Raw genomic sequence first — 15,254 nt, 5'->3', positions numbered from 1 at the left:
ACTACTGCATTTCTACTTTTGCAAACTTTTTCTTAATAGCTCAGGAGAAAAATGATACTGCTCTTTAGGTTTTCCTCTAAGGCTCATTGCCTTGTAATCAATAGATTGCCAGTTTTTCGCTGACTTTATCCAGTAATAGTCCGCTAGATTTTCCTTGGTGATTACGCTTAAGTCAAACGCAAGTTCAGTGTTATCCCTCCAAAAGGGGTGTCCATAATAATGATCGTACACCGAAATCAACGCCCAAGCCCCCATCATAAAGTGCCCGCCAACGGATGCTTGCATCTCATGATGTTCAATAAGCTCAAAAGTATCCGACAACCAATCAAATCCGCCAAACACTATTTGTGAGGTGCTTGATGCAGCTGCGGTGATAGCTCCCATCGCCATCAAATCTGACGCACGCCAAATAAGGTTTGTTTTTGGATAGCGGTGCAACAATTTCTTAGTCTTATCAAGCGCTTGCTCTTTTGACCACCCAGCGTAGACAGTTTGCTGAACCACCACGCCAACTTCATCAAAAAAGCGCTTTGCACCGTTGCTTCTAATATCTGACTCTGTGCCATAGTGACCATTGATAGCAATAGGATAAATTGTCTCATGACCGTTAGTTTTAGCTTGTTGGTATAGTTTCTTTGCCAGATCGTAACCAGCTTGGTCATTATCATGATGCACTTCCCCAAGCCAATACTTATAGTGTTCTTTTGGATTGCCTATCGCGAGCCTTTCAGGGCCAGAAATCGTTTCTTCTAAAGTAATATGATTGATCCCATATTTTTCTAAAAGCTTTAGGCTTTCTTCGGCACCACCAGGATAATTAATGAGGATTACATAATCGGGAGTAGCACGATAACTCAAATATTTTTTAAGCTCAGCGAGCTGTATAATTCGGTTTCCTTCTCCATAGATCACATCTAATCTTATATCGAATTGATCCGCTGCCGCTTCTGTAATGCCTTGGACGCGCTGCCAAAATGGTTCACCAGGCACAGAAGGATTAACAAACAGTACATTTAAAGACTGTTTAGCATTAACACTAAAACACACCATCCATAGCACTAACCCAATAAGTACTTTTTTAATCATAGCGGGCTCTTCGTAGCACTAGTACCTTCAATAACTTCTCAAATGGACCTTGCTTAAACAGCTTACAATATACCACCGCAAGGGCTAATTGAATTATAGACGCAATTACAAATGCCGCGAAATAATCCACCCGCTCCCAAATGCTGATAGCGCTCGGGTTTATAAAGTAAAAATAGCTTACAAACACCATTGACTGGAGAAGATAAAGCGAAAGCGCGAGACGCCCAACACATTGGAGACTCCAAAGTTGATGTTTTGTACCTCGCATTGCAGCCTTGATTACGACGACATAAAACAACGCAACGGGTACTGCAAGGATCCAATCTATTCCTTCAAAAAACTCCACGCCTAGCTTACGTTCAAGAACAAAGCCGACAAATGACAAAATAATGGCTATCACGGCAAACAAGTTAATTTTATGAACAGGTTCAGTACGCTCTAAATCAAACATTCCACTTCGATATAAACGCATACCGAGTAGCATTAACCCCGCGGTATACCACAAAGTAATAACCGGGATAAGTAAACTGATAATGATAAAGTAAAGACCATTAAGGGTGAGCAGTTCTAGGTAGTTTTCTGGAATTTGCTGCAAAAACTCGAGGTAGACTTCAGAAGTTCTATTTATTTGTGGTTCTGGATCAATTAACAGCAATAAGCTGATAGCAATAGAAGGGACTAAAATGAATCCTATTGCATAGCGGTTTAACTTTTGGTCGCTCGCATCAATAAATTTAAGTGCAACCAATCCACTCAACGCATAATTGAATAAAATATCTCCAGGCCAAATCAACACGCCGTGTAATACACCAAAGATCATTAACCATGTTAGTCGATACATTGCAATGCTCTGATCATCCGTCTTTGCTACCTGAATACATAATGCCGCTCCAAATAACATTGCAAATAAGGTTCTGAATCGACCATCAAAGAAAATACTATTAACCATTGCTAAGAACGGATCAAGATAGTGGGCTGTTTGGGCTGGTACATAGCCCAACTCAAAATTGGCCATATGTACCATATTCATGGAAAGCAAGCCAAGCAGCGCGAATCCGCGGATCGCATCCATCGCAATAATTCTATTCATCAATATACACGGTTTTTATACATATCAGCCCAGTTTATCGCAGCAGCATGAAAATCGGGAAGATTTTCGTCTTTGTAGTTTAGATAACTGCACGCATCCTGCAGTGTCCACCAGCTTCCAGACTCATAGGCTCTAACGATATTTAAAATATAATATAGCGTGTTGGGTTTGCCTATCAAAGCATCATGGAGTTGCTCAGGAAAAGGGAGTTTGTTTACAACCTGCTCCATTGGCCTGTCTAGAATGGCATCAAGCAGAGAAAATAAACCCGTCATAAAACTCATATTGGCAAGTCCTGGCGAAATTTGCTGTGCGATAAGCTCACAAAATCGCGAACGAACGATAGAAAGGCGTGTTAATTCTGTCGGTTTTCCCTCGGCTACGTGGGCTGTCATAATTAAGTTTACAAACTTTTTTACACGCTCGTTTCCTAAATATACCAAGGCTTGCTTTAAAGATTCGATACGACTTTTGATTGGAAATACGCCGGAATTAATTAGCCTTAGCAGTTTGTACGCAAGCGCAGTGTCCTGAGCAAACAATTCGGCTAATCGCGTAATACTCATATTCGGTTTAAGTGCTTCTTCATAAATGAGCATGACAATCACATAATTAATAGTAATGTCTTTTTGCTCAATCATCTTTGGTTTTGCAAAGAAGTAGCCTTGAAAGAACTGAAACCCCATCTTTTTAGCTTGCTCGAATTCTTCTTCGGTTTCGACTTTTTCCGCTAGTAGTTTGATGTTCTTTCGCTCTTTGATCATGTCAATTACTGGCACTATAGTATCCAGCGGATTTTCCATGACGTCGAACTTAATCAACCTAACGAGCTTTAAGAAAGGTTCCCATTCTTTTGAGTATTCAAAATCGTCCAACGCGAGTCTAAAGTTGCTGTGAAATAAGCCTCTTATCCGCTCATAATTTTGTTTTGTTGGCGGAATAGTCTCCAATAGCTCCAAGATCACATCATTTGCAGGGAGAAACTCACACAGCTCCTGACGTAACGAGTCTGGACCAATATTAATTAGCGCTTTCTTTCCCGAAGTGAGATATCGCATGCCGAGGTTAAGTTGATTATTCATTATCAGCTTGGCTGTCGCTGCATCATCTGCAATATTTGGAAAGCTATTTTTTACACCATCGCGAAACAACAATTCGTATGCAACAACTTGTTTTTTACGATTAAATATGGCTTGGCGGGCCACAAAAACCTTCAAACAAAAACTCCTTTGTACCTAAAGTGAACAATCACACTTTTGGTTTAGCAATTTTTAGATTTTAACCCTTTATGATGATAAAGAAAATCAACCTAAGCTATTAAGAATCAAAATAATAGCTTAAAAGATAATGCAAAATGATAAAAAAGAAAGGCCAAAGCTATCTTTTGATACCTTTGACCTAGTTTTTTGTTTAGCAACTGAGCCAATTGCTAAATACTTAACACAGATGCGAAAATTTTTTTATCTACATTTTCGCTATCTATATAATTGTTCGCAGTATTTTTGTGCAACATCAGACCAGTCAAAGCGCTGCATACGAGCTTGCAGCCTGAGTTGTTGATATTTTTCGCTATCGTTCATCAGATCAGCAAGCGCTAATTCAAAAATCGCAATAAACTGACTACCTTGCTCAGCGAGTGTTTCTCCTTCAAAGCAATAGCCTGTTTCATTGTGTTTTACCGTATCATATAGTCCACCCACTTTATGCACGATACAAGGTTGTCCTGCACGCATCGCAAGCATTTGGCTGATACCACAAGGCTCAAAGGAGCTTGGCATTAAAAATAAATCACCTAACGGGTACAGTTGTTCGCCGAGTGCTTTACCATAACCATTTAAAAACAAGACATTGTTATGGCGTGCCATTACTTCGGTAAATAGCTGCTCAAGACTTGGGTCACCAGAGCCAACAATCACAATACGTGCTCCTTGGTGCTTGGCTATTTTTGCGATGTCATCGAGCACAATGCCTGACTGGGTAGGCTGTCTTAAAATAAGTGCTTTTTGATCGGTGAGACGACCAACACTTGTAATTAGCTTGCCACTAAAGGCTTCACCGCGCCAAGCGAGTATGCGTTGGTGGGCAATGTAAAACCGAGATAATACTTGGCTAGACTTCGCCATCCATTGAAACACATGCTGCTCAGCAAGCGCCAAATAGTCAGCAAGAGTTAGATTCTCTTCGTCACCTGACTCATCATACACACAACCGTTTAAAATACCTGCTAACCGTCCCTCATAAGAAGCATGCTGCATGTCGCTCTCTAACCCTTCGCCACCAAAAAACCCAAGCTCCGGATGACTTGGGATCATTACCTCTTTGGCGTAATTAGGAGAAACAACATGCACTTTGTCTGAAAGAGCAATAGCCGCTCGCATCGGATTAAAGCAGTGAGGATATTTAGGATCGCAAATACTGAGTCCATCATAGGTGAGTGTCGGAAACCAAGACTCAAGGCTGGAAAAGTCATGATTAAAAGGCCGGATCCCTTGAAGTGCAAGGTTATGCACAGTATAGACTGTCCTCAGCGTCTTTAAGCGTTTGAATCTTGGACTAAACTGACGAAGTACCGCAACGACAGCAGCATGCCAGTCATGTAGGTGTACAACATCTATCTCTGCTATCAACTCATGTTCAATAAGTTCAGCAACTGCCGCACTAAAAAACGCAAATCGATTTGCATCCGTGGCAAAGGGCTGGTGAGGATCATTACAGTAAATAGCGCCATGATGCTCACTAAACAATGAATGTGAAATGACATACTGAGTGACATTGGCACTTTCTTCAACAGACCAAAGAGTCGCCGTTTCTAGGTGTTGACGAAAAGGGACGGCAATATCAGCGACTAAGTTTCGATTTAAAGCAGCTTGGCCATAGTCAGGTGTCACCACCGATACTTTAATGCCAAGCTGCGCCAATGCATAAGGCACGTCACGTATTACATCTGCGACGCCCCCTACCTTACAATTTGGCAACCGATCATTTTCGGCTGCCACTAAAATTACATGCATAGTACCTCTACATGGATCATTTATTATTTTTTTCCGCAAGCTCTGCGAGCATATCTCGGGTCACCAATACGATCCCCTTATTCGACACTCTAAAGCCATTCTCTTTGTCTAAGTCAGTATCGTAACCAATTGTCATCCCCTCTGGTATTTGACAACTGCGGTCAATGATTGCGTTTTTGATTTTGCAGTTACGCCCGATTTTGGCACCAGGCAACACAACGGCTCCTTCAATTTCACAATACGAGTGAACATGCACATTGGAAAACAGCAATGAACGCTTAACCTTAGAGCCAGAAATAATACAGCCACCAGAAACCGTTGAGTCTACGGCCATACCGCGTCTATCATCATCATCAAATATAAATTTAGCTGGTGGTAACTGTTCCTGATAAGTCCAAATTGGCCAATGAGGATCATAGAGATCAAGTTGTGGTTCAGGAGAAACCAACTCCATATTTGCTTCCCAGAATGAATCAAGCGTCCCTACATCTCGCCAATATGGCTGCCCTTCATGTGATGGGTCGCAAAATGGATACGCATATACATTATGCTCTTCTATGATGGATGGGATAATATCATGACCAAAGTCACGACCAGACCCTTCTCGTTCCGCATCCTTTTTTAACTGCTCGAATAAAAACTCAGTGTTAAACACATAGTTACCCATAGAAGCCAAACATACACCTGGCTTTCCAGGAATTGACGTCGGATCTACCGGTTTTTCATCAAAGCGACGGACCCGGTTGCTTTCATCTACCGTCATGACACCAAACGTTTTTGCCGCCTCTTCACAGGGCACTTCAATACAACATACGGTCATATCTGCACCTGTCTCAACGTGCTTTGCAAGCAAGCCACCGTAATCCATTCTGTAGACATGATCACCCGATAGGATCATAACGTATTTGGGAAGCTCATGACGAATAATATCCATATTCTGGAAAACTGCGTCTGCTGTGCCGCAGTACCATTCATCACCATATCGCTGTGATGCTGGCAATATCTCTACAGATTCTCCCAGTTCCTTTTTAAAGTGTCCCCATGCGCGATTAACATGACGAATAAGGGAGTGCGACTTATATTGCGTGGCAATGCCAACCCGACGGATCCCTGAGTTAATGCAGTTAGACAGTGGAAAATCGATAATTCGATGTTTGCCGCCAAAATAAACAGCGGGTTTCGCTCGCCAATTGGTGAGCTCGTGAAGGCGCGAACCTCTTCCACCCGCAAGTATTAAAGCATATGTTTCTCGAGTGAGGGTACTAATATAACGATTCGCATAATTAGGCATTATTTCTTCTCTCCATAACTTTTTTGCGGTGACTACTGCATTGGGCTCAAGCGCCAAATATCATCGCTGTAATCTTGAATTGTTCTATCGCTAGAAAATTTTCCACTTGCTGCGGTATTGAGAATACTCATGCGCAGCCAATGTTCCTTGTCTTTGTATGCTTGAGCCGCATGCTCCTGGCTCTCAACATAGGAAGGAAAATCTTGTGCCACTAACCAAGGATCGGTACTACTCTTAATTGAGTTAATTACGTCATCAAAGATATTAGGCTCAAATAGGTTAAAGTGCCCACTTTCGAGCAAAGCCATAACACGTTTAAGGTCATTGTTGCTTTCTATTATCTTAAGGGGCTGATAATTTTGGCGCACTTGCTGTGCTTGTTCAGCAGTTACACCAAATAAGTAAAAGTTGTCTGCACCAACGCATTCTCGTATTTCAATATTGGCACCATCTAAGGTGCCTATGGTGATTGCACCATTCATCATAAACTTCATGTTGCCTGTGCCAGACGCTTCTTTTCCTGCGGTTGAAATTTGCTCTGATAAGTCTGTTGCAGGACAAATCACTTCCATTTTTGAGACATTGTAATTGGGCATGAAAGCCACTCGAAGATAGGGCCTCGCCGCGGGGTCATTGTTGATAACATTGGCAACATTATTGATTAATTTAATGATCTTCTTCGCCATGTAATAACCGGGTGCAGCCTTACCTCCAAACAGTACGCAACGAGGAACGAGCTCTGCCACATCACCACGACAGATCCGATCGTAAAGATGGATAACGTGCAATACGTTAAGTAGCTGACGCTTGTATTCATGAATACGCTTGACTTGAACATCAAACATCATAGTTGGATCAAACTCTACCTGACATTCATGGGCAATTAGCTCAGCAAGACGTTGTTTGTTGTTTTGTTTGACTGTTAACCACTGCTTTTGGAAGGCGTGGTTATCGTAAAAACGACGTAGTTCACTAATTTTAGAAAAATCAGCTTGCCAGCCGTCGCCTATTTTATCGCTAATCAATTGCGCCAGTTCTGGATTACAGTGCGATAACCAGCGTCTTGGCGTCACCCCATTCGTTTTATTATTAAACTTCTCTGGGCACAGTTGATAAAAATCGTTAAACAAGCCAGCTTTTAATAGCTCGGTATGAAGCGCAGCAACACCATTGACAGAATAACTGCCTACGATCGCAAGATACGCCATGCGAATTTGAGGATGGCTAGACTCCTCAATAAGTGACAGCGCGCGCTGCTTTTCGATATCACCGGGCCATTTCAGTGCAACTTCCGACAAAAAGCGGGCATTGATCTCATAGATAATTTCTAGCAACCTTGGTAACAAGCGCTCAAATAAACTCACAGACCAGCGCTCTAATGCTTCAGGCAATAAAGTATGGTTGGTATATGCCATGGTTGATGTCGTTATCTTCCACGCGGCATCCCACTCCAGCTCGTAATCGTCTAATAAAATACGCATTAGTTCAGCTACGGCAATACTTGGATGGGTATCATTGAGTTGGAATACGTGATAATCCGCAAAATCACTAAAATCATCGCCGTATTGCTCAACCCACGTTGCGATCACGTCTTGCAAGCTCGCGCTGGATAAAAAGTACTGCTGCCTTAATCTCAACTCTTTACCATTTTCACTGGCATCATTGGGGTACAGCACCATCGTTATCTGCTCAGCGAGATTCTTTTTAGCCACCGCTTCTGAATAACTACCGGCATTAAATTCGTTGAGGTCAAACTCATCGGTTGCCTCTGATTTCCATAGTCTTAATGTGTTTACCACCTCATTACGATATCCAGGCACAGGAACGTCGTAAGGCACGGCGAGAATATCTTGCGTATCAAGCCACTCACGATGCTGCCTACCATTTTTGTCGGTATGTACTTCAACATGACCAAAAAACTTAACTCTCCGGGCTTGTTCTGGTGCGGCAAGCTCCCATGGATGACCTTCACGGAGCCAGTTATCTGGCTGTTCTACTTGGTGACCCTGTTCACAGGTTTGGTTAAACATCCCAAATTCGTAACGCAAACCGTAACCAACAACAGGAAGGGCTAATGAAGCACAACTATCCAAAAAACAAGCTGCAAGACGGCCTAAACCACCATTACCAAGACCTGCATCATGTTCAGCCTGCGCGACCTCTTCAAGCTCAGTACAGTATTCTTGTAATGCCGCTTGAACTTGTTCTTCTAAGTCTAGATTTAACACCGCATTAGACAGTGCTCTACCCATTAAAAATTCCAACGAGAGATAGGCTGCTTTACGCGTCTTTTTACTCTTAATGTGCTCTTTGGTTGCCCGGCAACGGGCGACTAATCGGTCACGAATAGTCAAGGCTAATGCATGGTACAAATACAGTCGCGACTCTCCTACTTTGTCGCGACCTAAGGTGTAGTAAAAGTGACGAGTCAAATCATCACTCAAGGTGTTTTCATCTATCTTTGGTGCATCTTGCCAATGTTTTACCACGCATACTGGCGCACTTTTATTAGCCATGCTTTTCATCCCCTTTGATTGATGTAAATATCCATGCTGACTTAGCTGGAACCTGTAAATAAGAATCTAACTCTGGTCGATGCGGCTCAACCGCAGTGGTGATTGCTTGCTGCCAATGAGATGAAAATGCACTAAATGGCAGCTTTATTTGCAATGCACTTTCACTGGCGTTCAGAATTATCAATAAGCTTTGCCCTAACTGCTGATCGGTAATGGTGTAACTCAACCATTTGCGGCTCGGCTCTCGCCATTGTTCAGGCGATAACGGCTTTGCTTGTTCATTAAACCAATTCACCGCAAAACGACTGTCACTGTCATGGACATAAAATGAGTGAGAAAACGCAGCAAATTGCTTACGAAGCGCAAGTAAATCTTGGATAAAAAAAGTTAAAGTATGGTGTTGCTGGTGGTTTTTCCATGCCAGCCAGCTAGTGCAGTTGTCTTGGCAGTAAGCATTATTGTTGCCACTTTGCGTATGTGCCATTTCGGTTCCCGCGCAAATCATCGGGATCCCTTTGGACAAAAACAAAGTGAGTAATGCATTTTTCTGCATACTGAGACGCAATTCATTGATTTGAGGGTCTGCACTGAACCCTTCTACCCCACAATTAAATGAAAAGTTTTCACTGTGGCCGTCTCTATTTGCCTCACCGTTTGCTTCATTGTGTTTATGCTCGTAAGCCGTCCAATCAAACAATGAGAAGCCGTCATGACTGGTAAGAAAATTTATGGAGTTCAAAGGGCCCCGTAAGTTATGTTCAAATAGGTCACTGGAGCCATGAATACGCATCGCAAGCTCTGGCAATACTCCCTCATCACCACGCCAGAAGCGCCTAACGGTATCTCGATATTTATCATTCCACTCACGCCACGGAGAAGGAAATTGTCCAAGTTGATACCCACCAGGACCAATATCCCAAGGCTCGGCAATCAGTTTTACTTTGCTAAGCACTGGGTCTTGATGGATCGCTTGCAAAAATGCATGTTGATTTGAAAATCCCGAGGCTTGACGAGCAAGGATCGTCGCCAAATCAAAGCGAAAACCGTCCACCCCCATGTATTCCACCCAATAGCGCAAGCTGTCCAAGACAAGTCTTAATACCACAGGGTTCGAGATATTCATTGTGTTTCCACAACCCGTGTCATTAATGTAGACATTGGGCTTACTCGGCAAGGTGCTGTAATAAGTCAGGTTATCAAACCCTTTAAAGCTTATTGTCGGGCCATCCAAGCCACCTTCCGCAGTATGGTTAAACACCACATCCAAAATAACCTCAATACCGGCTTGATGGAGCCGCTCTACCATTACCTTAAATTCGTTGATGTCGCCGTTAACGAGATAACTTTTGTGTGGCGTAAAAAAGTTGAGGCTGTTATATCCCCAGTAATTTTTTAGTCCTTTGGTCGTAAGAAATTGCTCATTGATAAACGCATGCACAGGTAGCAGCTCAATCGCAGTAACACCAATATGCTTGAGGTGTTCAATAAAGGTTTGTTCAGCAATCCCTAAATATTTTCCTTGGTGTTTACTTGGAATGTCTGGGTGTCGAACAGTTGCCCCTTTAACATGGCATTCATAGATCACCGTTTTACTCCACGGAGTCTTGGGTCGCTTCCCTTGATACTTCTCAATCGCCGTCACTTTACTCTTTGGCATATCACAGGCGTTATCAGATGGGTTTATATGGCCTACTGGCAAATGGCAAAAATGCCGTTCACTCCAAGTAAACTCACCGAAAAAGTCGCGGCAATATGGGTCTAAGAGTAACTTATTGGCATTGAAAAGTAGCCCTTTTTCCGCACTATACTCCCCGTCTACCCGATAGCCATATAAGTCTCCGACTTGTGCTCCCTCGATAAACAGTGACCAATTTCCGCCCTCATGCCGAAACATCCCTATCCGATTCACTTCGCTATGGCCGCTTTTGTCGAACAGACACAGGGTTACGCGTTTTGCTTTCGGTGCATAAACACAAAAGTTAACGCCTTTATCACTGGCCGTTGCACCCAATAATTGATGATCGCCGCGATAACTGGTTAGCATGTGCCACCAGAGATCAGCTGCAAATACACTGTTGCCAAAGGCGGAACGGTTATATCGATACTTTGCTCAAGGCCATGGCTTGCTATGTTTTTCGATTCAATGAGTTGTTGTTTATGTGCAACGACTCCAACGCCGCTCCCCCAAAATGCTTTGTCATCCGTGTTTAAGACAACTTGATACACACCCGCTGACGGCACGCCTAAGCGGAATTGAAAATGGGTTTGTGGCGTAAAGTTCGCGATCACCACCAGCGGTGTAACACCATCTCGTCCATAGCGTACAAAACTAAATATGCTTTGCTCCGCATTCCCACCATCAATCCAATTAAATCCTGTTGATTTGTTATCGCACTCGAATAATTGCGGCGTTGATTTATAGGTCGTATTGAGCGCTTTGACACACTTATACACGCCTTGATGCGCTTCACTTTCAAGCAACTTCCAGTTGAGTTGTTGGTTATGATCCCACTCCTCTCGGGGGGCAAGTTCGGCGCCCATAAACAGCAACTTTTTACCTGGGTGGGCAAACATAAAGCCATAGTAGGCACGTAAATTAGCGAATTGCTGCCAATCGTCTCCTGGCATTTTGCTCAGTAGCGCACCTTTGCCATGTACCACTTCATCGTGACTTAATGGCAAGATGTAATTTTCAGAATAGGCATACACCATCGAAAAGGTCATTTCATGGTGATGGTACTTGCGATGAATTGGGTCTTTGGACATATAGTTTAGCGTGTCATTCATCCACCCCATATTCCACTTATAACCAAAACCCAAACCATCGTGTTCAACACTGCGGGTAACACCGGGCCAAGCAGTGGATTCTTCAGCGACCATCATAATACCTTCGTCAACGCCATAACATTTGGTATTGACTGATTTGAGGCATTCTATTGCGCCTAGGTTTTCACGGCCGCCATATTGATTTGGCACCCATTCCCCTTGTTTACGGCTGTAATCCAAGTAAAGCATCGATGCCACGGCATCAACTCGTAATCCATCGATGGTGTATTCTTTTATCCAGTACATCGCATTCGACAACAAAAAGCTTTTTACTTCAGCGCGGTCGTAGTTAAAAATATAGGTGTTCCAATCTGGGTGAAATCCTTGCCGCTTATCAGCATGTTCAAATAAATGCGTACCATCAAATTTATGTAAACCATGAGGATCTGATGGGAAATGTCCCGGTACCCAGTCGATAAGTAATCCGAGCTCTTCACGATGACAGCACTCAACGAAGTAAGCAAAATCCTCCACGCCACCAAAGCGACTGGTTGGCGAGAATAACCCCACTGGTTGGTAACCCCAGGAGCCATCAAAAGGATATTCACTAATAGGCATCAGTTGCAAATGAGTAAACCCCAGTGCCTTTACATAGGGGATAAGGTCGTCCGCTAACTCTCGATACGTAAGATAGCGATTACCTTCTTCCTCTCGGCGTTTCCAAGAGCCCAAATGCACCTCATAAATACTAATGGGTGCATTGATTTTATTACGCAGCGCCTTTTTATCATGATCAGCTTGGCTCAACGCGAAGGCGGCTGGTCGAGCCTGAGTTATACTCGCCGTGCCCGGAGCTTGTTCCATTTTAAATGCAAAGGGGTCGGCCTTTTCTATGCGCTCCCCCTCAAATGTGGTGATTGCAAATTTATAGCAGCAGTCAACCTCCAGAGCCGGAATAAAAAGCTCCCATACACCACTGGCTGGATGTAATCGCATTGGATGCTGCACGGCCTGCCAATGGTTAAACTCACCTATCACAGAAACAGACAACGCATTTGGCGCCCAAACACCAAATCGAAACCCAACTGCACCCTCTATTTCTACTTGATGTGCTCCTAAATGCAAATAAGCTTGGGCTTGTGTTCCTTCATTGAATAAGTACAAAGCATCATCAGCCAAGCAACTATCAAAACTATATACATCCCTCGCAGTGACGGTTTGCTCTGGGTAGTGCACTTCAAGCTGGTAATCTTTGCTGATGTCATCCGCTTTAAAATCTAATGTAAATAGCGCACTTTTGCGAAACCGTTCAAGCGCATAGCTGCTATTGTTGGTAAGCACCTTAACTTCTGTCGCACCAGGAATAAAACAGCGCACGACTGAGCGCTTCGCATCTAGCTGGTGTAGCCCTAAAAAGGCAAATGGGTCGCGACACTTACCGGCTTCCAAAGCGGCTAATTGACTGATGTAGTCATCTACTTGGGCGTCTTCTATTTTTGCTCTTGTATTCATCTATTCTTTCCTGCTGGTTACCGCATCTCGGATCAGCGGCCGAGAACTTGCAATAATTTCCGCTGATGTCTGATTAAGTCGCCTTCTCCAGTTTGGATACTCTTGGTCAGTACCAGGAATGTTCACTGGTAACTTCTGTTCGTCGAGGTCATCAAACTGAATTGTCAGCATTTTTGCAGGCGACTTGGCGAGCACATTGATAAGCGACTGATACACATCACGGGCTTCGCTCGCAAGGCTGACACTTACCTCACCATAGCGACTAAGCCAATGACAAAGCTTCTCTCGCTCGGATGTTCGCTCTTCATCCGCTTTTGTTAGTTGGGGTTCGCTCAATAACTGATATTCGCGTTTCAACCTAAGGTCATCATGGCTCCACCAGCCAAAAAATGGCGGGACGTCATGGTTAGCAACCATGAGTAACGCATTGTGCTTATAGTGCGTAGGTGCTAAAAACTGACCGTGATAATCCTTCTCGAAGTAAAAAAGAATATTGCTGTATATATGAGACTCAGACATTGCTTCTTTGATTTCGATTGGAACAACCCCTAAGTCTTCACCAATGATCATTACTTGATGTTTGACAGACTCAATTTTAAGGATCGCTAAAAGGTACTCAAATGGATAATATACATAGCAACCTGTTTGCTGCTGATCTTGATAAAAGCACCACCACAACCTTCTTAGGCCCATCACATGGTCAATTCTTAATGCCCCAACACCGGTGATGTTCGCTTGGATCAGCTGTTTAAAAAATGCAAAGCGCTGCGCTTTTAACTTAACGGGATTTAACGCTGGTAATCCCCAGTTTTGACCGAGCTCTGCCCAAGGGTCTGGAGGCGCGCCCACGCGAGCATGTTCGGCATACAAATTTTTATTGCTGTTGTATTCACTGGAGCCGTCAGCACAACCAACGGCTAAATCATTGATTAAACCTACAGCCATACCGGCATTCAGTGCCGAAGACTGGCATTGCGTTAATTGTTCAAACGCAAGCCATTGCAAAAATTTAGCGAAGTCATCGTCCTCAAATGCCTTAAGCTCTTGCTGCTTAGCCTGGCAAAATCGAGTAAAGTCTGCACGCCACGCTCCAGTTTGTTCACACAATAACTGCCACGCAAAACGTAACGCGTTAAGCTTACTTTCCATACAGTGGGTCATATCAAGATATGTCGCGTTCAAGTTACTCTTTGAGACGTTTAAATAGCCGGCGAACACACTCACATCTAAGCCAAATTGTTCACAAAAAAGCTCGATAGAAATGTAAAAAGGGTGCAGTAGGCGGCGGTCATTTGGGCTGTACGGGCTGGCTTTTTCTGGTTCATCAACAAACAACAAATGCAGTGGGTTTAACAAAATGTAGTCAACCCCTTCAGCTGCGCTAGCCTCAACTAATTGCTTTAGCTCATAAAAATCCGCACTTAGCTTGCTGCCAGCAGGCTTTAACGAATATAGCTGAATAGACAATCCAAGGAGCTTTTTATGTTGTTCAATCGGGTCATAGCACTGTCTAGGCGTCACCCAAAGTTCTGTCTCAAACCGCGCACCATTTAATATTACCTCAGCGCTATGATAACCGACTTCAATCGCGTTTATTGGCACTTTAAGTTGAACATAACGTGTATCTTGATAGCGGTAATCCCCAATCGCTACTTGATTGTTTGGATCGCAAACACAGCAATAACCCAATGTAGGGATCGACACAGTTAATTCGTTAATTTGCAGGCCAGCATCCACTCTTATCGTAATAGTTGGCATCTCTTTGCAAACCAAAGTAATGGCTTCAACTGGCGTTAACCACTTAGCAATATCCAACTCAAAGTTGAGCGTATTTATTTCATCTAGATTGCTGACATCAACACCGCACTCCTGCAATGCCTGTAGGCGAGTTTGGTGATCAAATACCACATGATCACCCGTGTATTTATGGTATTCATAACCAATACCATAGAGATAAAGAAGCTGAGCAATGTTGTCCATTT

General features: G+C 43.4%; 9 protein-coding genes. All 9 read right to left on the bottom strand.

The genetic code is table 11. From position 1 onward, the window contains the following. Positions 1–12: 12 nt before the first annotated feature. The 9 genes from EXT48_RS19760 to malQ all read right to left on the bottom strand — a co-directional run bounded on the left by EXT48_RS19760 (position 13) and on the right by malQ (position 15,252). Positions 13–1,086 (bottom strand): ABC transporter substrate-binding protein, encoded by a 1,074-nt coding sequence (locus EXT48_RS19760; RefSeq protein ID WP_130165489.1) that lies wholly within the window; start codon positions 1,084–1,086, stop codon positions 13–15. Next, the gene (locus tag EXT48_RS19755) at positions 1,079–2,176 is read right to left on the bottom strand and encodes a DUF418 domain-containing protein (RefSeq protein WP_240703412.1); all 1,098 of its coding nucleotides are present in this window, start codon (positions 2,174–2,176) and stop codon (positions 1,079–1,081) included. The genes EXT48_RS19760 and EXT48_RS19755 overlap by 8 nt, the downstream gene beginning before the upstream one ends. Continuing rightward, positions 2,176–3,393 (bottom strand): EAL and HDOD domain-containing protein, encoded by a 1,218-nt coding sequence (locus EXT48_RS19750; protein WP_010605397.1) that lies wholly within the window; start codon positions 3,391–3,393, stop codon positions 2,176–2,178. Before EXT48_RS19750 ends, EXT48_RS19755 begins: the two co-directional genes overlap by 1 nt. A gap of 258 nt (positions 3,394–3,651) precedes the next feature. Further along, the gene (locus EXT48_RS19745; protein WP_130165488.1) at positions 3,652–5,187 is read right to left on the bottom strand and encodes a glycogen synthase; all 1,536 of its coding nucleotides are present in this window, start codon (positions 5,185–5,187) and stop codon (positions 3,652–3,654) included. Between the two features lie 16 nt (positions 5,188–5,203). Continuing rightward, positions 5,204–6,478 carry a glucose-1-phosphate adenylyltransferase gene (gene glgC / locus EXT48_RS19740; protein WP_010372983.1) on the bottom strand — a complete coding sequence of 425 codons (1,275 nt, stop codon included), beginning with the start codon at positions 6,476–6,478 and terminating at the stop codon, positions 5,204–5,206. Positions 6,479–6,510: 32 nt separating this feature from the next. Continuing rightward, complete coding sequence (locus EXT48_RS19735; protein ID WP_039495153.1) at positions 6,511–8,994, bottom strand: glycogen/starch/alpha-glucan phosphorylase; 2,484 nt, start codon at positions 8,992–8,994, stop codon at positions 6,511–6,513. Continuing rightward, positions 8,987–11,038 carry a glycogen debranching protein GlgX gene (glgX, locus tag EXT48_RS19730; RefSeq protein WP_130165487.1) on the bottom strand — a complete coding sequence of 684 codons (2,052 nt, stop codon included), beginning with the start codon at positions 11,036–11,038 and terminating at the stop codon, positions 8,987–8,989. Before glgX ends, EXT48_RS19735 begins: the two co-directional genes overlap by 8 nt. After that, a complete protein-coding gene (glgB, locus tag EXT48_RS19725) occupies positions 11,032–13,272 on the bottom strand; it encodes a 1,4-alpha-glucan branching protein GlgB (RefSeq protein ID WP_130165486.1) in 2,241 nt (746 codons plus the stop codon). The genes glgX and glgB overlap by 7 nt, the downstream gene beginning before the upstream one ends. Next, on the bottom strand, positions 13,273–15,252 hold the full coding sequence (malQ, locus tag EXT48_RS19720) for a 4-alpha-glucanotransferase (RefSeq protein WP_130165485.1): 1,980 nt from the start codon (positions 15,250–15,252) through the stop codon (positions 13,273–13,275). Positions 15,253–15,254: the final 2 nt, after the last annotated feature.

This window comes from Pseudoalteromonas sp. CO348 (assembly GCF_004208845.1).
In the GTDB taxonomy this organism is placed as follows: Bacteria; Pseudomonadota; Gammaproteobacteria; order Enterobacterales; family Alteromonadaceae; genus Pseudoalteromonas; species Pseudoalteromonas maricaloris.
This window is presented reverse-complemented; position numbering and strand designations above follow the sequence as displayed.

Coding starts and splice junctions, on each gene's coding strand:
- EXT48_RS19760 (WP_130165489.1), bottom strand. CDS start 1,086: ATGATTAAAAAAGTACTTATTGGGTTAGTGCTATGGATGGTGTGTTTT.
- EXT48_RS19745 (WP_130165488.1), bottom strand. CDS start 5,187: ATGCATGTAATTTTAGTGGCAGCCGAAAATGATCGGTTGCCAAATTGT.
- malQ (WP_130165485.1), bottom strand. CDS start 15,252: ATGGACAACATTGCTCAGCTTCTTTATCTCTATGGTATTGGTTATGAA.
- glgX (WP_130165487.1), bottom strand. CDS start 11,038: ATGCTAACCAGTTATCGCGGCGATCATCAATTATTGGGTGCAACGGCC.
- EXT48_RS19755 (WP_240703412.1), bottom strand. CDS start 2,176: ATGAATAGAATTATTGCGATGGATGCGATCCGCGGATTCGCGCTGCTT.
- glgC (WP_010372983.1), bottom strand. CDS start 6,478: ATGCCTAATTATGCGAATCGTTATATTAGTACCCTCACTCGAGAAACA.
- EXT48_RS19735 (WP_039495153.1), bottom strand. CDS start 8,994: ATGGCTAATAAAAGTGCGCCAGTATGCGTGGTAAAACATTGGCAAGAT.
- glgB (WP_130165486.1), bottom strand. CDS start 13,272: ATGAATACAAGAGCAAAAATAGAAGACGCCCAAGTAGATGACTACATC.